The organism is Bacillus sp. ISL-45, from assembly GCF_018613195.1.
Classification (GTDB): Bacteria; Bacillota; Bacilli; order Bacillales; family Cytobacillaceae; genus Mesobacillus.
In genome coordinates this window covers 86,817-106,367 of sequence record NZ_JAGGQQ010000011.1, presented here as the reverse complement: position 1 = coordinate 106,367, position 19,551 = coordinate 86,817, and the positions used below count along the sequence as shown (strand labels likewise).

Here is a 19,551-nt window from a genome sequence, read left to right as displayed (position 1 = left end):
GTAACTCCTCTTCCCAATCTCATTACCTTAGTTAGACATCGAGTCAATGACCTGTTCATCAAGGATTTCATAAATCCTGTCAGCCATTAATTGGTATCCCAGGTCATTTGGATGAAAATAATCAGTGTATAACAGGTTTTCTTCATTATTGAGGAAAATATCATGAATGTCGACAAAGTAAGCATTCCCATCCTGCTCTACTATTGAAAGACTTTGAGCATTCCATTCATCCACTATTTGATTCATTTCCTTAACATCCGCAAACCAGTTGTAAAACGGATTATAGAGTCCGACCAATACGATGGGAGCTTCCTGATTTTGATTTCTGATGGCCAGGAAGATTTCCTGCAGCTGTTTTGCGAACAACTTTTGTTCTGTCTCAAAATGGTTTAGTTTAAGACTGGAAAAATTCTCCTTCACAACCTTCATCAGATCATTCCCGCCGATTGTTAAGATAACCAGGTCAGCTTCCTTTACAGAAGATTGTATATCTTTGTTTTTTAGCCTTTCCAGAAGCTGGTCTGTCCTGTTCCCTCTCACACCGAAATTTTCGAAATTCGCATTCTTTATTGTCTTTTCTGCCTCAAGCTGCTCAGCAAGGTATGGGATATATCCACCCGTATCTGTGCTGTCTCCTACGCCCTGGGTAAGCGAATCCCCCGCAGCAACAATATGCAAATCCTTCGGGAAGAAGGAAGTCGGCAATGCTTCCTTTAATTCCATGCCTGTTTCCTTGACCTTATTGAAGTTCCCTTTTTGAAAATTTTCAAACTGGCTGCAGGATCCTAATATCATCGCCAGCACTATATAAAGTAAGGTGAATTTCTTCAACAATATTAATCACCTGCCTTTAAAAGTATAATCATTATATCATTTAATGCCCTTTTCAGGGTTACATACGCACTTATTTCAGCCGTCTTTATTCGCAAGCTGTAACTGCAACGTACTAACAGCGCCGAATGTTCCTTATAATTTGTTCAACCTGGAGAGGCTTATTCCTTGACCTAAATAAAACAGGCCACAAAATGCGGCCTATTGGAGTGTTTTAATATCTTCAATTATTTGTTCAAACGGTACTTCCTTCAGTCCAGTATAATATTTCCTCATGTCCCCGTTTTGATCGACAAGATAAAAATCTGTCCCATGGATCACCTGATCCCCTGTCTCCGGTTTCTTGACAAGAGTCTTAAAGTTTTCAAGCGCGAATTTTTCTATTTCCTCTTGTGAATAACCTGTAAGGAAAGACCAGTTCGTGAAATCAACATTGAACTTATTGCCATACTCTTTTAGTACCTCAGGACTGTCGACAGAAGGATCTACACTAAAGGAAACAATCTCGACATCCTCGAGCCCTTCTTCTTTCATCATATCCTGAAGTTTCGCCATATTGGCTGTCATTGGCGGGCACACATCCGCACAGTTTGTGAAAATAAAGCTGGCAACCCAGACTTTATCTTTAAAATCCGCCTTACTTATTGATTCCCCATTTTGATTCGTGAAAGTAAAATCCTCTATAGGATAATTCTTCGCATCCTTTAGACCGCTGTCACCACATCCCGCAGCAAAAATGATTACTGCTGAAAGCATAAGAATAGCGTAAACCTTTTTCAAAATCATCACCTGCAATCTTTCGAATAATGTCCATAGACAATTCTAGCAGACGCATTTGAGAGAAGAAAGAAAAAGGTATGAAAGAAGTGTGAAATAATCATTATTTACCCTGTGCCATTTTGTGATTTTGAATTTTTCATCGTTGTAAAAAAATCTTTAATGAACTCTGTATAGCTAAAGTTAACAGCTACTTTATGTACTGGATAATCCGCTTTATTAATTGTGTTCCTAAAATCTCCGATGCTCTGCCCATATGCCTCTCCTTTGTTTACAACAACTTTAACAGGAATTTCGAGGGAAGCCACATGATCTTCTTTTACTAACGCCCATAGTGTAAGAACATCGTGAAGGGGAGCTCCCGTCAATTCAGGATTCCTCTGCTTATAAAACTTGTAGTAATAATCAAACATTGGCTTCACTAGCTTTCCTACTTCACTCCCAATAGATTGGTAGTACTCATCAAGCTCGTTGATCAAGGCAGGTGTCACAATCGCTCCGCTTGTTACATCAAGCGGAATAATTTTCACAGGTGGGATTGCCTGGCTCAATACAATATTTGCAGCGTATGGATCTCCATAGAAATTAGCTTCAGCCACTGGAGTCACATTTCCCGGTTCTTTGAACGCACCACCCATAATGTAAAAATCCTTTACTTTTTTCATGGTTTCCGGATAAAGAATGAAAGCAGCTGCCAGTGATGATAGCCTGCCTACATTCACAATAATGATTTCATCCGGGTTCAGTTCGATTATTTCCTGTATGCCATGGAAGTTTTCCAGAGTGTAGTCCGCCTCTACATCAGGGATGATTGGTCCAAGACCTTCACTGCCATGAACGTCTGGTACATATTCAGGCGGATCTCCTGTCAACGGCAATTCTGCACCTGCAAAAGCTGGAATATCACTTCTCCCAGTCAGCTTCCGCAAATAAGCGGCATTTCGCAGCGCATCTTGTTTGGATACATTTCCGTAATCGGCAACGACGCCAACCAAATCTATATCTTTGTTAAAGAACGCATATAATACAGCAATATTGTCATCTATCCCAAAATCACTAAAGAAAAGCACTTTTTTCACCAAAGTCCGGACACCTCCTTTATAAATTATATTTGGGGCTTTGAAAATAATGGCAAAATTTTAAAAAGCCCCGAATTTTACTCAGGGCTTTCCATTAATAACGGGACCATAATCTCAAAAATGGTACCTTCTCCTTTTTTACTTGAAACCTTGATTTGACCTTTCATCCTTTCAACAATCTGGTAACAAACCATCAACCCCATCCCTGTACCGCGTTCTTTCAACGAATAAAAAGCCGTACCAAGTCTTGAAAGCTCCTCCGCAGTCATGCCAATGCCTGTATCTTTTATGATAAACACACCGAAATCCCCTTGCTTTTCCAGTGTCACGCTAAGCCTTCCGCCATCCCCCATCGCCTCAATACCATTTTTTAAAATATTGATGAGCACTTGTTTTAATTCACTTTTATTGCCCCTGATTTTTACCTGATCCTTAATTTCAGTGTGCATGGAAATGTTTTTTGACATCATCGCGTAAGAACTCATCAAATCCATGACCTGCTCCGTCATCTCGCTGCCATCGATGATTTCAAGCCTCCCAACATCGGGTTTTGCCAGACTCAAATAGTCATTTATGATTGTTTCCGCCCTGTTCAATTCTTCAATCATAAGTTTTAAATACATATGATCTTCCTCAGTCATATCTTTAGAAAGGAAGATTTGCAAAAAACCTTTCACGACAGTCATAGGATTCCTGATTTCATGAGCTACAGAAGCAGCCAGCTGGCCGATTGCGTTCATTTTCTCTGCCCGCTGGAGCTCCTGCTGTACCTTTGTGCGTTCAAATATATCCTCCATTGTGTTAATCGCTTCCTCTAACAAAAGCGATTCCTTATCCTCCAGCGATGGTTGGCCGAGTTGCTTTGAGGCGGCTGAAACCCTATCGAATAGCTGGGAGAGCTGGGAAGCCATCTCATTGAATTTTTCACTCAATAAACTTAACTCTGATTGATCGTGAACAGGCAGCTTGACGGTGAAATTGCCAGAACTGATTTCTTTAATGCCAAAGAATAAGTCATCAACTGGTTTCATGACCTTCTTAAGGCCCCAATTCAGGATTACATAGACAATTGCCAAAATGGCGGCCATCTCCAATAATAACAGCATAAGGATTTCCATCTGATTTTCCTTAATTATGGAAGCCTTTGCATCTATTCCAAGAATGGCCACCAGATTTCCACTGTTATCAGTGATTGGAGCGAAGGATGAAATCCAGGAACCGTATTGATCGGTGAAGATATCGGTACTCGATATTTTCTTCTTTTCCCGGGTATTTCGATATGCACTTATAAATTCTTCACCTGCATCATAGAACATTAGAGAATCGAAAGAGTACGCCTTATAAATATCGGATGCGGACAAGATGTAAACTTTCTGATTTGGATATTCCTCAGGCAGAATAATATAAGCCCCAAGGAATGAAGCACTTTTGTCACCTACCATCGTCAGGAGTTTTTCCAGCCGCTTGACGGAAGGGTTAGACTCATCGCGAAACTCACTTGCCTTTCTAATATCTTCAGGATCCAGTGTAGATGACCAAATTCCTGCGACCCCTTCAACCTTGTCAGCCATTTGACTCTTCAATTGTTTCGACTGCAGGTAGAAACTTGTCCCCATTATCGACACTACTACGATCGTTGTGATCATAAATGAAAACATTAATATCTTTTTAAATAATGGCAGGTTCTTAACATTCAGTTTCATAATTTCATTGTCACATTCCGTTCTATCCTAAAGTGAATTGTTGAAAATATTCGACACAACTTCATAATTATCCTGTATATTTAAATAACTTTGCCCATCTATCTTGGTGTATGAAATAAATTTCAAGGGAAAGGGCATAAAAAAGTCCTGAAGTTATACACTTCAGGATCTATCACTTCATTATTTTATTCAAAGGCTGTTTTCGAAAAGATTGTTGTTAAAATCCTAAAGCCGATTTTAACTTGATAATAAGCCATTATGTAGTTTGGAATTAAGTGTGCAAGCTCTTTTCTCATAATTAGCTTTAATTTTGTGAAGGAACATCGGTCATTTAATCCTACTTTGCAGTCAATAGCAACAAAGTTTGAGAAAAGAGCCTATTCAAAATAATACATGAACCCAATAGCACCAGGACCCGTGTGAGTACTTACAATTGGTGTCGTTTCTTCGATGGAAAAGTCATCATATCCAGAAGTTTCAATAACGGCAGACTTTATTTTCTCGGCCAGTCCTTCTCCTTCCGCATGAACAAGTCCTACCCCTTTAATGGTTTTCCCTTCTGTATCTGCGGCAAATTGGTTTCTAAGGTATTTTACAACTTGCGAATGACTTCTAGCTTTAGAGACAGGAGTATATTCTCCTCCTTCGAGTGAGGCGATCGGTTTAATATTCAATAATGAGCCGATCATTGCTCTTCCTTTGCCAATCCGCCCTCCCTTGACCAAATTCTCAAGGGTATCAACGACGACAAAAAGACGAGTCTGTTTTCTAATCTCATCTAGTCTTGCTACTATTTCATCAGCTGTTTTACCTGCAGCGGCCATCTGCGCAGCCTCAAGAACTTGAAAGGCTAACCCTTTCGAAATAAAGCGGGAATCAACCACATTTACCTTTGCACTGGTCATCTGGGCGGCACTTTCTGCCGAACGCACCGTACCGCTCATACCGCCTGTCATATGTATAGAAATGATTTCAAAACCATCCGCGGCCAGCTCGTCATACACCTTCAAAAACTCACCGGCAGGCGGCTGGGAGCTCTTTGGCAAATCAGGAGAGGCTTTCAGCTTTTCCATAAATTCCTTTGGACTGATATCCACTCTATCTAAGTAGTTTTCACCATTAATAGAAATTGATAAAGGGACAACAATAATCCCCCACTTTTTGATGAGTTCATCATTCAAGTCACAAGTAGAATCAGTTACAATTTTGATTTTAGTCATAAATTCACATCCCTATCAAAAGCACCGTACTATGACTATTATACCTATTCTCAGATGCAAAGAAAATTATTTACATTCAAAAAACCCTGTAAAAAGAACAAAAGCGCCTTTGTGGAGGCGCTTCAAAAATGAATCTTCAGGCGTTATTTTTTAATTCAGCACATTGGAATAACTGCTCATAATCCGGCCACTTCATAACTCTCTTTAAATACTCTTTAAAAGAATAAAACTTTTTTGCGTTTCTTTCCTGGTAGATTGCTGTTATAAAAGTTTGCAAACGGACTTGGATCATAAAATAATAGGTGCTCTCTTCTTCCAACACAGGAATATCCACGACTTTAACCTTCTGTCCAACAACATTTTTGAACTCTAGGCTTTTGAATAGCAAAATATCAATCCTCTTTTATACCCGTTTGATTATATTATACCCTAAATGCTGCTCGAAATGTGTCTGTTTACGCGGATATATAATATTTTTTTTGCTATTTCGTGAGCCTGTGAATACAAAAAACGTGTGGAAGGTCCACACGTTTGAATGCGTTTTGATTCATTTTACAAGGATGATTCCTCGTCGCTTTCCTCTTCCATACCACCATATTGCTCTTGCCACTCTTTTTCCTTTTTAAGCTTCCGTTTGTAAACAAATTTAGACAAGTTTACACTGATTTCATACAAAACCAGGAGCGGAATCGTAACCAGGATATCCGACATGAAATCAGGCGGTGAAATGATGACTGAAATCACAATCAATATAAAATAAGCATATTTTCTGACCTTTACTAAAACGTAAGGATTAATGACTCCCAGGGAAGTCAAGAACATGACGACAACCGGCAATTCGAACAGCACTCCAAATGGTAGGGTCATATTCATAATAAACTTGAAATACTTTTCCGCCGTAAAGTTGGTTACAAGCATATCTCCGCTAAGTTCCACAAGGAAGTTCAATACTGTAGGAAAAATCACAAAGTAGCCGAAAGCAAGGCCAACGATGAACAGCAAGAATAAAGCCGGGATATAAGAAAGTGATATTTTCCGTTCAATCGGCCTGAGCGCTGGTTTGACAAAAAGCCAAATCTGTGTGGCCAATACAGGAATCGTACCAGCTATCGCGATGATGGTGGCAAGCATGAAGTAAATCCATACGATGTCACTTGGACCTAAGACTATTAACTTTACGTCCAAATCGCGGACAAAAAAGTTATATATATCTTTAACATAGAAAAATCCTAAGCCAAAGAAAATAATAAATGCAACTGCCGAAATGATCAGTCTGTTCCGCAGCTCATCGAGATGATCCACCAGATTTAATTCTTTATCTTCCATATAACTATCCCCTGCCAATTCCGTTTGGTGCACTTCTTGATTAAAGCCTGTCATTTACAAACCTTTTTAAGAAAAAAGGTGTAAGACAAAAGCATCTTACACCTTATTTAGTAGCTTTCGTAATTTCTTTCTTTTCTTCTTCAAATTCTTCCATAACATCACTTGTCAATTCACGAGTCGACTTCTTAAATTCGCGAAGCGTCTGACCAAATGCACGGCCGATCTCTGGAAGCTTTTTAGGTCCAAAAATAATGAGTGCTAAGACAAGGATTAAGATTAATCCAGGAACTCCGATGTTAGATAACATATCAACATCTCCTTTTCATATTGTAAATCTACTATGATTATAGTACTTTTACTCCCCAAAGTGGAGGAATGCCGTGAAAGTTCATAAGAAATTCACAAAGGACTCCGTAATCTGACGAAGTGTGACATTTCTTATTTTATAACATCTATCCTTAATTATCTATTATAAATATTATACCAGTAAATTAAACAGCTGATTGTCCTTGTTCAATTCCATAAAGGCAAAACCTTTGTTCTCCATGCTGGCGATCAGTCTTTGATATTCATGCTTATTCTTCAATTCGATTCCGACAAGTGCTGGACCGCTTTCCTTATTATTCTTCTTTGTGTACTCAAACCTTGTGATATCATCCCCGGGTCCCAGTACATCATCGAGGAATTCGCGCAGCGCACCTGCACGCTGTGGAAAATTGACAATAAAGTAATGCAGCAAGCCCTCATGGAGAAGAGATCTTTCTTTAATCTCCTGCATCCTGCTGATATCATTGTTTCCTCCGCTAATGACACATACCACTGACTTCCCTTTTATCTCATCCCTTAGAAGATCCAGTGCTGCAATGGGCAAGGCACCTGCAGGTTCAGTCACAATTGCATGCTCATTATATAGCTCCAGGATAGAAGTACATACTTTCCCTTCAGGAACTGCAACAAGTCTATCGACATTTTCTCTGCAAATTTCATATGTCTTGCTGCCTACACATTTTACTGCAGCACCATCTACGAATGTATCGATTTCTTTTAGGGGAATAACACTATTTTCTTCAAAAGCAGCCCTCATGGATGCTGCACCGCTGGGCTCGACTCCCACTAAGGTGGTCGTCGGTGATACGCTTTTTATATATGTACTCAACCCTGCCATCAAACCTCCGCCACCAATACTGGAGAAAATAAAATCAACAGATTCCTGACAATCATTAAGAATCTCAACTGCAACAGTTCCCTGTCCAGCAATCACCTTTTCATCATCGAAAGGGTGGATGAATTCCCTTCCTTCCTGTTCAGCACATTCCCGCGCCTCCCGGTAAGAATCATCAAAGGTATCACCGACCAGGATGATGTCGACGTACTCTCGCCCAAACATTTCAACCTGGCTGATTTTTTGGCCAGGCGTTGTCGCCGGCATAAAAATTTTCCCGTTCACACCAAGCTGCCGGCAAGCATATGCTACACCTTGAGCATGATTGCCGGCACTCGCGCAAACTACACCATTATCAAGCCCTTCTTCCCATAATAACTTCATTGAATAATAAGCGCCCCTCAGCTTGAAAGAGCGGACATGCTGTAGATCCTCACGCTTCAAATAAATATCTGCTTCATATTTTTCTGATAATCGCTGGTTCAATTGCAATGGAGTGTGGGCAACAACCTCTTTGAGATGCCGATAAGCAATAAGGATATCCTCTACACTCACCCATTTTTTCTTCACTGTTTCTTGTTCCATTTTGTCACCCTCACTTTCCAAAATATTAATTTTTCCATTATAACATGAAATTTCACTATGTATTGAATTTTTTAAATATTTAAAATTTTAGGCTTTCATGTTGAATAAAATGGTAGTAAAATAACATATAATAACGAAAATACGCTGGAGGGAATGAAATGGAATTTTCATTAAACAGTTATGACGGAGCTTTACCGGTAGAGGTTACACTTGATGAGGACAACGGGCGCTACATGATTCGCAAAAGTGATACAAGCGGAGAGTACTTCAATAGTCCGCTGGAAATGGTAAAGTGGATTCGCGACAATTTTAAACCAGATGATTTTTGCATACCTGCAGAATTCACACAAATGATGAAAAGCCTGGCACAATTCGAATAAGAACTCCATAACATCATCCAGCCATTTTCAATAAAAGCAGCCCCTGCGATAAAGAGCAGGGGCTGCTGACATTTAAATGAAGGCTGTTTTCGAAAAGATTGTTGTTAAAATCCTAAAGCTGATTCTAACGTAATATATACCATTTTGAGGTCGGTATTAAGTTTGCATGCTCTTTTCTCATAAAAAGCGCCCACTTTACGAAGAAATAAACGTAGTTCAATCCAATATTAAATTCAATAGCATAAAGTTTGAGAAAAAAGCCTTAAAGGCTGATTATGAGGCAATCCGTTTTGCATTACGGGATTGGATGATTATATCCCTTATTTCTTCAGCAAGAGAAATCAGCTCTTTATCCTTATATTGCCGGCTGTAAACCGGTGGACTAATAATCACTTTTATTTTTGCAGGTTTGACAAAGCGTCCGTTTTTTTCAAATACATCAGCGGTGCCCTGGATTGAGACCGGCACGATCGGAACCCCGGAATCTTTGGCAAGACGGAAGCCTCCTGCTTTAAAAAGACCTACAGGGCCACCCTTGCTTCTCGTTCCTTCTGGAAAAATCACCAATGAATTCCCTTTCTTCAAAAGGTCCACCCCTGACATAATGGAGCCAGCCGCTTTTTCACGATTTTTTCTGTCAATAAAGACACATTCAATCGCTTCCATCCAGGAGGATAAAACCGGGACCTTCTTCACTTCAATTTTCGAAATGAAGCCAAAAGGTTTTTCAATGGACCCAATAAGAACGGGTATGTCGAAATTGCCTTCATGGTTACTGGCAAATAACACTGGTCCTTCAGGTATATGATGAAGTCCAATTACCTCCACCTCTGATCCTGTAAGTGCCATGAATGTTTTAGACCATTTTTTTGGCGTCTGATGAATCAGGTGCTTTTTAACTTCTGGTTTCAAATCTTCCGGCAATCTCTTTAATCGTGAAAGCCTGGGTATGGTGTAAACAAGATAACCACCCATATACAAAAAACACGCAATTAATCGAAGCATTGTTTCCTCCTAAGGTTATTCTGTTGTCATTATACTGGATTTAATGTTTTGAGACTATATGTAATTTGTGCAGAAATATAGATAAAGGAGGTGGAATGTTCTCATTCCACCTCCTTCTGTATACTAACAAAGCTTCTGTTAAAGTGACTGTATTTCTTACTTACGCTTATAAATCAGAAACTCATAATCGTAGGGATTATTTTCATCCTTCGTTCCGATTTCCCTTGATTCTAGCTCCCACTTTTCGATGTCAAAAACCGGAAAAAAGGTGTCTCCTTCAAACTGATGATGGATCATGGTTAAGTACAGCTTGTCCGCATCTGGCAAAACTTCCTTAAAAATCTCTGCGCCGCCAATGACGAAAATCTCTTCTTCTTTTCCCTTTGCATAAGCCATGAAATCTTGAATGGAGTTCATGACTGTGCAGCCATCCTTCTGGTAGCTTTCATCACGGGTTATGATGATATTTTCTCTCCCAGGAAGTGGCTTGCCAATTGACTCGAAAGTTTTTCTTCCCATCATGATTGGGTGCCCCATCGTTACACGCTTGAAAAACTTTAAGTCTTCCGGGAGCCTCCATGGGAGCTGATTATGGTATCCGATGACCCGATTTTCATCCATTGCCCAAATTAGCGATATCATACACTGACCACCCCTTTGATATGTGGGTGTGCCTCATAGTTGACCAGCTCGAAATCTTCGTATTTAAAATCAAATATTGACTTGACTTCAGGGTTAATTTTCATCTGCGGCAATGGCTTGGGATCCCGTGTGAGCTGCAGTTTAACCTGCTCCAAGTGGTTCATGTATATATGAGTATCCCCAAAAGTATGGACGAACTCGCCAGGCTCAAGGTCGCAGACATGAGCGACCATCAATGTCAGCAAGGCATAGGAAGCGATGTTGAATGGCACGCCAAGGAATACATCTGCCGACCTCTGATACAGCTGGCAGGAAAGCTTGCCATCAGCGACGTAAAACTGAAACATGCAATGGCAAGGCGGAAGGGCCATTTTATCGATTTCAGCCACATTCCAAGCATTGACAATCATTCTTCTCGAATCAGGATTGGTTTTTATGGTATGGATCAATTCCGTAATCTGGTCTACAGTTTCTCCATCCGCACCTGTCCATGATCTCCACTGACTGCCATAGACCGGTCCAAGCTCCCCTTTTTCATCTGCCCATTCATTCCATATACGCACTCCATTTTCCTGAAGGTATTTCACGTTCGTATCGCCATTCAGGAACCATAAAAGTTCATGGATGATTGATCTCAAGTGGAGTTTCTTTGTGGTGAGCAGCGGAAATCCCTCCTGGAGGTTAAAGCGCATTTGGTAGCCGAAAGTACTGATTGTTCCAGTTCCTGTACGGTCTTCTTTTTCTACCCCAGTCTTCAATACATGTTCGCAAAGTTCTAGATATTGTTTCATGAATCTCCCTGCCCTTCAAATCGTTCAATTTCTTTTTCTTATTTTAGCAAATTAATCAACAATGGTGGAAGGATATACCCTTATTTTGAATTCTCTTATTACTTTGCTGTGTGATTCCATATTTCCTGCCTAAATGCAATAAATAGGAAAAAGGCCTATTTGAGGCCTTCGATATATTGATATGTTTGCGGCGCGGCCTCCTTAAGGAGTTTGGCCGGCAGTCCGCCAATATAGAACATTGCAAAGCTTTCAGCAAAGTATTCCTCAGGGTAATCAAGGAAATAGGCACGGCCAGGGAAAAGCAGACGGCTTTCACGCTTCCAGATTTCCTGGAACCTTTCCTCGTGCCTGATTCCGTCATAAACATGGCGGTCAAGTGAGTGCGCAAATTCATGCAGCTCAAGATTGACAGAACCGTGACCCTTTCCCTTTTCACTGCTGCCAATTTTCACAAGAACGGTTCTTGATCCGCCAATCCCGGGTACCTGATCCCATGTCTTTTCAGTTGTATATCCTCTGGGAACAATCCCCTTCAAATGGCTTGCTGTTGGATTATCTGTCAAACTTCCTTCAAATAACTTCACTTTAATATTGGTGTCTACAGCTTTTTGAATCATGCTTTCCGGAATGCTCGTAAGTCTTTTTATGATCATAGCAGCTTCTGCCTGGTCAAAATCCTTTTCCGGCAGAACAATCAATTTACCAGCAAGCCTTGCGTCATCAGGCTGGAGTGATTCATAGAGCAGGGATTGTTTAGGATATTCATATAGAAAAATGCCGTCCATATTAGCATTGGAGCTGCCGAGCATTGTAAAGGAAAGTATGATAACAACGAATATTTGATAAACCTTTCGCATTTATTATCCCCTTTCCTGAAGTGTTTTTCCGAAGATGTAAATTGAGTTGGCGAGTTGATTTTTACGAGGGAATTTCCTTATAGTAATCTACTAAAAATTATAACATATGATCGCTTGCCTGCTGGCTGAGAATTTCAGGAAGGTACTGTCGAATTTCATGATGATCGGCACAGAACAAAAAGCGCAAGCGCCTCGTTAAGCCCCGACAAGCGCTGCCCGCCTATGACGCCACGTCCTCCCAAAAGCTACCGCTTTCGGTCGTGCGATGATTCGCTTCGAAGCTTTCCTTATCCTGTGGCTGGCGGGTCTAGCACATCGTATGCCTCGGAGGGCCTGACAGTGAAGTCGTTCTTTGACTTCATTGGCAGGAACGAAGCGTCTCGAGGAGTTAGGAGCCGCAGCTAGACAAGCGACTCGAGGGGCTAGGCGCTGGAGCTGGATTAAGAAAACTTCAGAGAGTTATCCACAACTCAATAACTTTTATAAATTCCTTAACCACAAAAAAACTCATCCAAAACAGTTCGGATGAGTCAATCAGGCTTTGAAGCAATTATTTCTGCTTACTATTCTTAAAGTTTTTCTGTAACTCTTTTAAGCGCTGTTCCCCTTCTTCACGGAGACGCCTATTTTCTTCTTCGATTGTCTTTGTTTCCTGCATTCCCTTCAGAATAATGTTGAAGCATTCCTGTATCGTCTCAATCTTGATCCCAGGTGAACCCGATAAACGGGCAACCTCAATACTTTGACCGGCAATGTTCCGGGCATTATGAACCATCATTTCATTCGTGCGCCGGTCGAGCTCTTTCATTGATTCAGCCGCTAGTTTTTGCCTTTTTGCTGCTACCGCCTGAATCAGCCCTTTTTTAAAAATTGGAATGGTGGTTATAAATGCCGAATTGATTTTGCCAATGAGCTTCGCATTCCCACCTTGAAGCAGCCTTAATTGCGGTGCAGTCTGCAGAGCGATGATTCTTGCCATTCCAAGGTCAAATATTCTGTGTTCCAGGAGCTCAATCGCATTGCGCAAGGAATCTAGTTCCAACGAAAATATTTGATCACCATTCAAAGCATTTTGTTCAAGCTGCGGAAGCTTGTTTGTTTTCAATTCATTCAGCTTCAGCTCTGCAGCTGCCACATATTTTTCAAGCAGCAGGTAATATTGGATGTTCTGTTCATACAGTCGTTCTAGCATAGTCGCTGTTTCTGCCATCTCACTCTGGTATTCAGAAATTTTCACATAGATCTGTTCCATTTCTATTCCTATCGACTGGTATTTGCTATACAGCCTATCAAGCATCTTTTCCCGTTTCTTGAATAGCTTGCTGATCAGTCCTCCAGAGTTTTTTTCAAAATCATTTATGTCAAAACGTTCCATAACCCTGCCCAGCTGCAAAAGTAATTGTCCAAATTGCTTTACATTGTTCGTCCGCATTACAGCAAGGATTTGATCCGAAAAACGGGAGATCTCAACAGCTGGCTCCTTCCCGTATTCAAGAATTTGGATGATATCATGTTCATCAATGCTCCGTGCCAGCTTCTGCACCTCGGGTTCATTTCTCATCGCCAACTGTATATCGTTAACCGCCTCTTCACTCAACAGTCCCTTCGAATTGTCCATTAACGGGCTCACATTCCGGTCGTGATTAGGATTCATCAGCTTAATCTCTCCTTAGGATTTTTAAAATGCCTTGAAAGATTACTTTTTTTATAGCGGAAGGTTCCTTTATCTCTTGTTCAAAAACAACATCATCAAGCCAGTGGGATACAAATTCGCTATCGTCGATGTAATTTTCTATATCACTTTGACCAGCCGGGTTATAAACCACTAAATCAATACCAAATTGATTTAATAACAACAGGAGGGCAGCATCTTGCCTGGTCAGCGATCCATTGAGTTGGTTGTTAAAAATGATCAGCTTAGGCACATTCTGGGAGTAATCGTATTTCTGCAGCATTTTTAAAATGAATGGCGGTATCTGCATTGACTGGTTAAACAAATAGACCTTGACATCATCCTCTTTCTCACTATTCCGCGGCTTCAGTTTTGGGTTTGCACATATATTCCTGATTGCAGAAGCAAGACCCTTTTGAAGACCTGAAGGCAGGTGGCTGTACTTCCAGTATCGGGCCCCTGTCATCTTTTCCGGATTGAGCAAACCGTCATTGTCCAGGGACTTTTGATAATGGAATCGGAAATCATTGTTTGCACCCTTAAAAAACGGAAGACTTTTAACGAGATAGGTATTTTCCTGAAAAATCAATCTATGGAGGCGGTTCCAATATTCACGGCGATTACTGGAGACGCCATTAATTTTTGCAAACAAGGCAGGAACCTTAACTCTTTTGTTTTTCACTTCAAAATATGGCCTGATCATCGCCTTTTCCCTGGCAACTAAAAACAATTCATCATACGTTGTCTTCAGGGTAACGGCATCAGGTACGTATTCTCTTAACTGCCATGGTTTATAAAAAATCGTTCCATCGTAGTTTAGGAGTTTTTCAATGTCCTTTGATGCCCGGTATGCTATCGTCGAGGTTTGCTTACTCTTTTCCATTGGAAACGGCTTTGGAATACCTGTCTCCGGGAAAATATGGACAAAGGCTTTCAGCCTATCCGGCCCCGTGATCGCTAATACATCATTTCCCGCCGGTGTGAAGGTAACCAAATCGCACCCAAGTTGTATCAAAAAGTATAACAGGTACTGATGACTTTTCCTGTAGTTTCCATACCAGAGGAATGCAGGCATATCACCTTCGGGATTAGCTTTCTTTAGATGGTGATTCAAATTGTAAAAGAACCATGCTATGACATCATTAAGAATTGAAATGAACTCCTGGCTCTCAAGGTCGCCTTTTTCAGTTCTTAAATACAGTTCGGTCATTTTAACAGCAGCATCCCTTATTTGTCTATTGATCATGAAGTTATCAAAGGATGGCAGTAAATTTTCTTGGTCTATGAGTGCCACAAAGCGTTTTATTGGTAAAGTTTGTTCTCCGCTAAATTTGCTTATTTTTTCGATTGATTTAAATCGAAAGTGATCAAGTGAATGATTTAGTGAAGATTCGCTTAATAACATCAGCCCGTTCGAGTGAACATAGTCATACAATTGGTTATAATACTCATCTTCATCATGAGGAATGCCGATGAACTTGGCAGTGACCTGGCCGATATGTGTGAAAGCACCGTCTTTTTTGTAAAATGGCCGCTCTCTTGCAGTGGTTTTTATCAGGTCCAGCCAGTTGTCATATGTAACAGGCAATGGATGTATTATTATTTGGTTCACATGTGAATACATAAAATCACTTCCCGCTGAGGACGATAGACTAAAAATAATGATTAAAATTGGCTGATTATACCCATTATCATAACGTACATAGTAAAACGTCTATTTAGGCTTGTAATTGCAGTACGGACTAGTTTAACAAAAGTTTCAAGAAAGTTTATAATTCCTGGATTTCACCCTTATTCCTGTCCATGCATATAGATGAATACTTAGATCTGGAAGGTGAACTTACATGCGCTTTATTTATAAAAGAGAGCCTGTTGAAGATTTGCAGCTCGAATTGCGGAAAGTCAGCCAGGCTATGAGCTCTGGTGGTCTCGTTTTGTTTGATTTATTATTTTATTCACTTATTTTCTCCCTCTTAATCATGCCAGCAGCCTCCCCCATACTTTACTTCACAGGCATCTATTTACTCATATATGTAGTATTTGCCTGTATATTCTTATTTGTCAGGAGGGCAGCAAGAGAGCTTTCTGAGTATCACGAAAAGTAGGTTTCGCGTTCGATTGTTTTCAAATATAGAATAAAAAAAAGGAACAGACCTGCATCCGTTCCTTGTTCCATCATTGGACATTCTTTTGCTGCTCATTTACTTCAGCTTTTTTCTTGTTCATGAAATGGACGACAAAGGTTCCTGTAAAAGTGATCAGCAACAGGATGAAGAAATAAGCATGTTCTATATGGATTCCAAAAACACCAGCCAGCATTTTTGCGGAAATGATAAAAATCAGGATGTAGGCAGTCGTCTCCAGTTCTGGAATACGCTCAATCAATCTAAGGAATACTCCCGCAACTCCTCTCATCATCAAGACACCCAGCATACCGCCAAGAAGCAATACCCATACTTCCTCACTGATGCCCAAAGCTGCCAGAACGCTGTCCACAGAGAATGCAATATCCATTAATTCCACTGCGGCAACCGTACCCCAAAATGTACCAAACAACCGGATCAGAAGGCCGCTCTGATTGATTCCAGCAACTTCCCCGCTATCCCGATTCTCACTTTTTTTCTTTTCGATAAAGTATTTGATTGCCAGCCAGGCCAAATAACCAGCGCCAATTACTTTAACCCACCAGAACTCGATTAAATATACACCTATCCCAATTGCGATGAACCTGAACGCATATGCACCAAGCAGTCCATAGAATAAAGCTCTTTTTCTCTGTTTCTCTGGCAAATGTTTCACCATCACAGCCAGCACTAGGGCGTTATCAGCAGATAAAAGCCCTTCAAGGATGACGAGTGTCCCGATCAGCCCCCAGCTGACAGGGTCAGTTAAAACCTCGACCCACATATCCCAATTAAAAAACTGGACATAAGTATCAACAAACCCTTGCAGTATGTCTGCCATTCTAGATGTTCCTCCCATTTTTTTGGTTCTTAGGCTGTATAGAAAAACCCAGCATGAGCCGGGCCTCTATAAAAACTTATTTCGTTTTTCTTTATTTAAGTCCTAAATCAGCCAAAATAAATGAGATTCTCACATTTTTATTGATCAGCACAGCTTTTGGAATCCTTCGATTCTTATCTTCAGCTTTTCCACTTAGGTGGAGTATTCTTCGCCCAAAATATTTTTCCAAGCTCATAATGGGTCTGGAAATCATCATGATAAGTATGGTAATGGAAGTTAAACCAGAAACCATCCTTCGGCGGCTGGTCTCTCCTTACGTGGAAACGGATAATGTCCTTGCCATTGTCTCCGGTGATATGGAATATCTTCTCCGACTCACCGCCGCCAGGCATTTCTGTGATACGGAGAGAATTCAGCTTTTCACCAGGATACTGGAAAGCTACCGTTTCAATCGCCATTTCAATGTTTGGCAAAATACTTTGCCTGAATTCATCTTCAATTACAGGACCAATTTTTGTTCCGAATTTCTGGAAAGATTGTTGTTCGGCTTCTCTCATTGCTCTGTCAATGAACAGGTCCCTCTCCGCTTCCTCATCTTCGGGTACATCAAGTGAATCAATGAAACTTGTTTCGGCAGAGGTTGACTTTTCTGATCTTTCAGCTGTAGTTGTCAGGAACCCATTCACCTGGGCAGGAGACACCATCCCAAAAGTGACAATGGAAATCATGACAACGAGCGATTTAAGCAGCCATGCGGGCATGTGGATCACATCCTTATGTAAATAAGAAATAATTAAGCTTTAAATAGCATTTGTCTAAAAAAATTATGCGTAGAATTCACCTGAATTGGTGATAATATATAAAATTCGCTTAAGAATATTATAACTTGTTTATACGTAAAATTGGGCAAAGGGTTTCAGATTTTTCAAAAATGGTAATAAGGAAATAGTAGATGCTTCATTACTGATAGTGAAAAAGGGAGGTCAATAATATGGAGATGACATGGATCGTCGTAGCAGCCAGCTTTTTGATGCTTGCTTATTTTGTCTATTTGGCAATTGCGGATTAAGTCGTAATTGAAATGCGGTGGACGGTAAGGCATTATTTTTTGGCACGGAGAGATATTGGCTTCTCATTGTTTCAATAATGGGTGGAAGAATTCGTTACATACAAAAAGAATGAGGTGATTCCTCATTCTTTTTCTATGGCTCCGAAATGGAATTTTGCTGTTTTTCTTCTGTATACATTAAAGCCATACTCATCAAATCGCCCGCTTCGGAAATGGTCTTTCAGAACTACTCGTTTCCTGGCAACACGTTTCGCATGATCAATAACTTCTTGTGTAAGTCCATCATATATAGCGAAGTGAGTCAGGCCCCTGATTCCATCTGACTCTAATATCGATTCATCGAACATTGGGTCAAAATATACACAATCTACGCTTTTATCTCCCTGCAACTTGAGGAACTCCAGTGAATAATCTTGCATGACTGTTATTTTGGCCATTGACTTATTGATGGCTTCATATCCTGAATCCCATGCTTTGAGTCCAGTTTTAACCAAATATGCGAGCTCTTGTCTTGCTTCAATACCTGTGACAGATCCTGACTCACCTACCACAAAGCTCGCAACGATACTATCTGAAGCCAGACCGAGCGAACAATCAAGAAAACTCATCCCTTCCTGCAGTTTTGCTGCATCTATGAGAGGATCATTTTCCCCTTTCATTAACCGTTTGATTCGGAACATAGCGGAATTCGGATGGAAAAAGAAAGGCTCCTCAGCTCCCAGCGGGAAAAGTTCAAGACGGTCTTTGCCAACTACCAGGCAATCATCCTTCACGATTTCCTGGATACCTGACACTGACCTTTTTTTCCTGGGTATGAAATCCACATTAAGCTCCAGGGCTATGGCTCTAGCTTTTGCGGTCATACTCTCATTTGTCCTGCCTGCTGTTGTCACAAACATGCCCTAAACCCCCTGACACCTATCTGCATACAAACAAAAAGGACGTCAATAGACATCCTTTTCGAATACTTTAAGCAATACAGTTTGGTATGCTCACTTAATATTGTCCTGCTTTTGAAAATAAACACATCCTAGCAATGGGCATCAAAAGCAGAAGTTAAGTTATCCATGATTGCTTCCATCGGCTGACCTTCGATATCATGGCGAGGAATGAAGTGAACAACTTCTTTTCCTTTTAACAATGCCATTGATGGTGAAGATGGCTCAAGACCTGTGAAGTACTCACGCATTTTGGCAGTTGCTTCTTTGTCCTGGCCAGCAAAAACAGTCACAAGATGATCAGGTTTCTTCCCGCTTCGCAAGATTGCTTGAGTTGCTGACGGACGAGCCAGGCCGGCAGCACAGCCACAGACAGAGTTGACTACGACAAGTGTTGTTCCCTCTGCATTTTCCATGAATTCTTCGACTTCAGCCGCGGTAAGCAGTTCTTTGAAATCCGCACGTGTCAATTCTTCACGCATCGGCTTTACCATTTGTCTCATATATTCTTCATATGCCATTGACATAAATAAATCCCTCCCAAACGATA

The 19,551-nt window shown here is 40.7% G+C and carries 20 protein-coding genes; 1 reads left to right on the top strand and 19 read right to left on the bottom strand.

All coding sequences use genetic code 11. The features are described 5' to 3' along the window. Nucleotides 1-27 precede the first annotated feature (27 nt). The 9 genes from J7E35_RS15285 to ilvA all read right to left on the bottom strand — a co-directional run bounded on the left by J7E35_RS15285 (nt 28) and on the right by ilvA (nt 8,683). Nucleotides 28-831 (bottom strand): SGNH/GDSL hydrolase family protein, encoded by an 804-nt coding sequence (locus J7E35_RS15285; protein ID WP_251041013.1) that lies wholly within the window; start codon nt 829-831, stop codon nt 28-30. Nucleotides 832-1,032: 201 nt separating this feature from the next. Then, complete coding sequence (locus J7E35_RS15280; RefSeq protein ID WP_251041012.1) at nt 1,033-1,587, bottom strand: SCO family protein; 555 nt, start codon at nt 1,585-1,587, stop codon at nt 1,033-1,035. Nucleotides 1,588-1,715: 128 nt separating this feature from the next. Beyond that, nucleotides 1,716-2,690, bottom strand: a complete 975-nt coding sequence (locus tag J7E35_RS15275) for a nucleoside hydrolase (RefSeq protein ID WP_214781118.1) — start codon at nt 2,688-2,690, stop codon at nt 1,716-1,718. Nucleotides 2,691-2,764: 74 nt separating this feature from the next. Continuing rightward, nucleotides 2,765-4,333 (bottom strand): ATP-binding protein, encoded by a 1,569-nt coding sequence (locus J7E35_RS15270; RefSeq protein WP_251041011.1) that lies wholly within the window; start codon nt 4,331-4,333, stop codon nt 2,765-2,767. Nucleotides 4,334-4,767: 434 nt separating this feature from the next. Next, on the bottom strand, nt 4,768-5,610 hold the full coding sequence (locus J7E35_RS15265) for a DegV family protein (RefSeq protein ID WP_214781115.1): 843 nt from the start codon (nt 5,608-5,610) through the stop codon (nt 4,768-4,770). Nucleotides 5,611-5,746: 136 nt separating this feature from the next. Continuing rightward, a complete protein-coding gene (locus tag J7E35_RS15260) occupies nt 5,747-5,998 on the bottom strand; it encodes a DUF2535 family protein (RefSeq protein ID WP_214781113.1) in 252 nt (83 codons plus the stop codon). A 164-nt stretch (nt 5,999-6,162) separates the two neighbouring features. Continuing rightward, on the bottom strand, nt 6,163-6,936 hold the full coding sequence (gene tatC / locus J7E35_RS15255; RefSeq protein ID WP_214781111.1) for a twin-arginine translocase subunit TatC: 774 nt from the start codon (nt 6,934-6,936) through the stop codon (nt 6,163-6,165). 103 nt (nt 6,937-7,039) lie between these two features. Then, on the bottom strand, nt 7,040-7,243 hold the full coding sequence (locus tag J7E35_RS15250) for a twin-arginine translocase TatA/TatE family subunit (RefSeq protein WP_192470480.1): 204 nt from the start codon (nt 7,241-7,243) through the stop codon (nt 7,040-7,042). A gap of 171 nt (nt 7,244-7,414) precedes the next feature. After that, entirely contained in the window at nt 7,415-8,683 is a 1,269-nt protein-coding gene (ilvA, locus tag J7E35_RS15245; RefSeq protein ID WP_214781109.1) for a threonine ammonia-lyase IlvA, read from the bottom strand. 158 nt (nt 8,684-8,841) lie between these two features. On the opposite strand from ilvA, the gene J7E35_RS15240 reads away from it, so the two are divergent. Continuing rightward, entirely contained in the window at nt 8,842-9,063 is a 222-nt protein-coding gene (locus J7E35_RS15240) for a hypothetical protein (RefSeq protein ID WP_041966956.1), read from the top strand. Between the two features lie 273 nt (nt 9,064-9,336). Here the strand turns inward: J7E35_RS15240 and J7E35_RS15235 are convergent, their stop codons facing one another. The 10 genes from J7E35_RS15235 to J7E35_RS15190 all read right to left on the bottom strand — a co-directional run bounded on the left by J7E35_RS15235 (nt 9,337) and on the right by J7E35_RS15190 (nt 19,528). Further along, on the bottom strand, nt 9,337-10,068 hold the full coding sequence (locus J7E35_RS15235; RefSeq protein ID WP_214781107.1) for a lysophospholipid acyltransferase family protein: 732 nt from the start codon (nt 10,066-10,068) through the stop codon (nt 9,337-9,339). A gap of 156 nt (nt 10,069-10,224) precedes the next feature. Next, nucleotides 10,225-10,710, bottom strand: a complete 486-nt coding sequence (locus tag J7E35_RS15230) for a dihydrofolate reductase (RefSeq protein WP_214781105.1) — start codon at nt 10,708-10,710, stop codon at nt 10,225-10,227. Further along, the gene (locus tag J7E35_RS15225; RefSeq protein ID WP_214781103.1) at nt 10,707-11,501 is read right to left on the bottom strand and encodes a thymidylate synthase; all 795 of its coding nucleotides are present in this window, start codon (nt 11,499-11,501) and stop codon (nt 10,707-10,709) included. Before J7E35_RS15225 ends, J7E35_RS15230 begins: the two co-directional genes overlap by 4 nt. A gap of 155 nt (nt 11,502-11,656) precedes the next feature. Continuing rightward, nucleotides 11,657-12,358, bottom strand: coding sequence for an anthrax toxin lethal factor-related metalloendopeptidase (locus tag J7E35_RS15220; RefSeq protein WP_214781101.1), 702 nt, complete (start codon nt 12,356-12,358; stop codon nt 11,657-11,659). 550 nt (nt 12,359-12,908) lie between these two features. After that, nucleotides 12,909-14,012, bottom strand: coding sequence for a toxic anion resistance protein (locus J7E35_RS15215; protein WP_214781099.1), 1,104 nt, complete (start codon nt 14,010-14,012; stop codon nt 12,909-12,911). Between the two features lie 4 nt (nt 14,013-14,016). Next, nucleotides 14,017-15,642: a YceG family protein gene (locus tag J7E35_RS15210; RefSeq protein WP_353050374.1), complete on the bottom strand. Its 1,626-nt coding sequence runs from the start codon at nt 15,640-15,642 to the stop codon at nt 14,017-14,019. Nucleotides 15,643-16,205: 563 nt separating this feature from the next. Continuing rightward, on the bottom strand, nt 16,206-16,994 hold the full coding sequence (locus J7E35_RS15205) for a TerC family protein (protein WP_214781096.1): 789 nt from the start codon (nt 16,992-16,994) through the stop codon (nt 16,206-16,208). 179 nt (nt 16,995-17,173) lie between these two features. Further along, nucleotides 17,174-17,755, bottom strand: a complete 582-nt coding sequence (locus tag J7E35_RS15200) for a YpjP family protein (protein WP_214781094.1) — start codon at nt 17,753-17,755, stop codon at nt 17,174-17,176. 430 nt (nt 17,756-18,185) lie between these two features. Next, complete coding sequence (locus J7E35_RS15195; protein WP_214781092.1) at nt 18,186-18,962, bottom strand: class I SAM-dependent methyltransferase; 777 nt, start codon at nt 18,960-18,962, stop codon at nt 18,186-18,188. Between the two features lie 131 nt (nt 18,963-19,093). Further along, nucleotides 19,094-19,528, bottom strand: a complete 435-nt coding sequence (locus J7E35_RS15190; protein ID WP_214781090.1) for a BrxA/BrxB family bacilliredoxin — start codon at nt 19,526-19,528, stop codon at nt 19,094-19,096. Nucleotides 19,529-19,551 lie beyond the last annotated feature (23 nt).

Excerpts from the sequence above, each read along its gene's own strand:
- J7E35_RS15190 (WP_214781090.1), bottom strand. The coding sequence starts at position 19,528 with ATGTCAATGGCATATGAAGAATATATGAGACAAATGGTAAAGCCGATG.
- tatC (WP_214781111.1), bottom strand. The coding sequence starts at position 6,936 with ATGGAAGATAAAGAATTAAATCTGGTGGATCATCTCGATGAGCTGCGG.
- J7E35_RS15195 (WP_214781092.1), bottom strand. The coding sequence starts at position 18,962 with ATGTTTGTGACAACAGCAGGCAGGACAAATGAGAGTATGACCGCAAAA.
- J7E35_RS15220 (WP_214781101.1), bottom strand. The coding sequence starts at position 12,358 with ATGCGAAAGGTTTATCAAATATTCGTTGTTATCATACTTTCCTTTACA.
- J7E35_RS15280 (WP_251041012.1), bottom strand. The coding sequence starts at position 1,587 with ATGCTTTCAGCAGTAATCATTTTTGCTGCGGGATGTGGTGACAGCGGT.
- J7E35_RS15225 (WP_214781103.1), bottom strand. The coding sequence starts at position 11,501 with ATGAAACAATATCTAGAACTTTGCGAACATGTATTGAAGACTGGGGTA.
- J7E35_RS15205 (WP_214781096.1), bottom strand. The coding sequence starts at position 16,994 with ATGGCAGACATACTGCAAGGGTTTGTTGATACTTATGTCCAGTTTTTT.
- J7E35_RS15265 (WP_214781115.1), bottom strand. The coding sequence starts at position 5,610 with ATGACTAAAATCAAAATTGTAACTGATTCTACTTGTGACTTGAATGAT.
- J7E35_RS15240 (WP_041966956.1), top strand. The coding sequence starts at position 8,842 with ATGGAATTTTCATTAAACAGTTATGACGGAGCTTTACCGGTAGAGGTT.
- ilvA (WP_214781109.1), bottom strand. The coding sequence starts at position 8,683 with ATGGAACAAGAAACAGTGAAGAAAAAATGGGTGAGTGTAGAGGATATC.
- J7E35_RS15250 (WP_192470480.1), bottom strand. The coding sequence starts at position 7,243 with ATGTTATCTAACATCGGAGTTCCTGGATTAATCTTAATCCTTGTCTTA.
- J7E35_RS15200 (WP_214781094.1), bottom strand. The coding sequence starts at position 17,755 with ATGCCCGCATGGCTGCTTAAATCGCTCGTTGTCATGATTTCCATTGTC.
- J7E35_RS15270 (WP_251041011.1), bottom strand. The coding sequence starts at position 4,333 with ATGATCACAACGATCGTAGTAGTGTCGATAATGGGGACAAGTTTCTAC.
- J7E35_RS15235 (WP_214781107.1), bottom strand. The coding sequence starts at position 10,068 with ATGCTTCGATTAATTGCGTGTTTTTTGTATATGGGTGGTTATCTTGTT.
- J7E35_RS15215 (WP_214781099.1), bottom strand. The coding sequence starts at position 14,012 with ATGAATCCTAATCACGACCGGAATGTGAGCCCGTTAATGGACAATTCG.
- J7E35_RS15230 (WP_214781105.1), bottom strand. The coding sequence starts at position 10,710 with ATGATATCGCTAATTTGGGCAATGGATGAAAATCGGGTCATCGGATAC.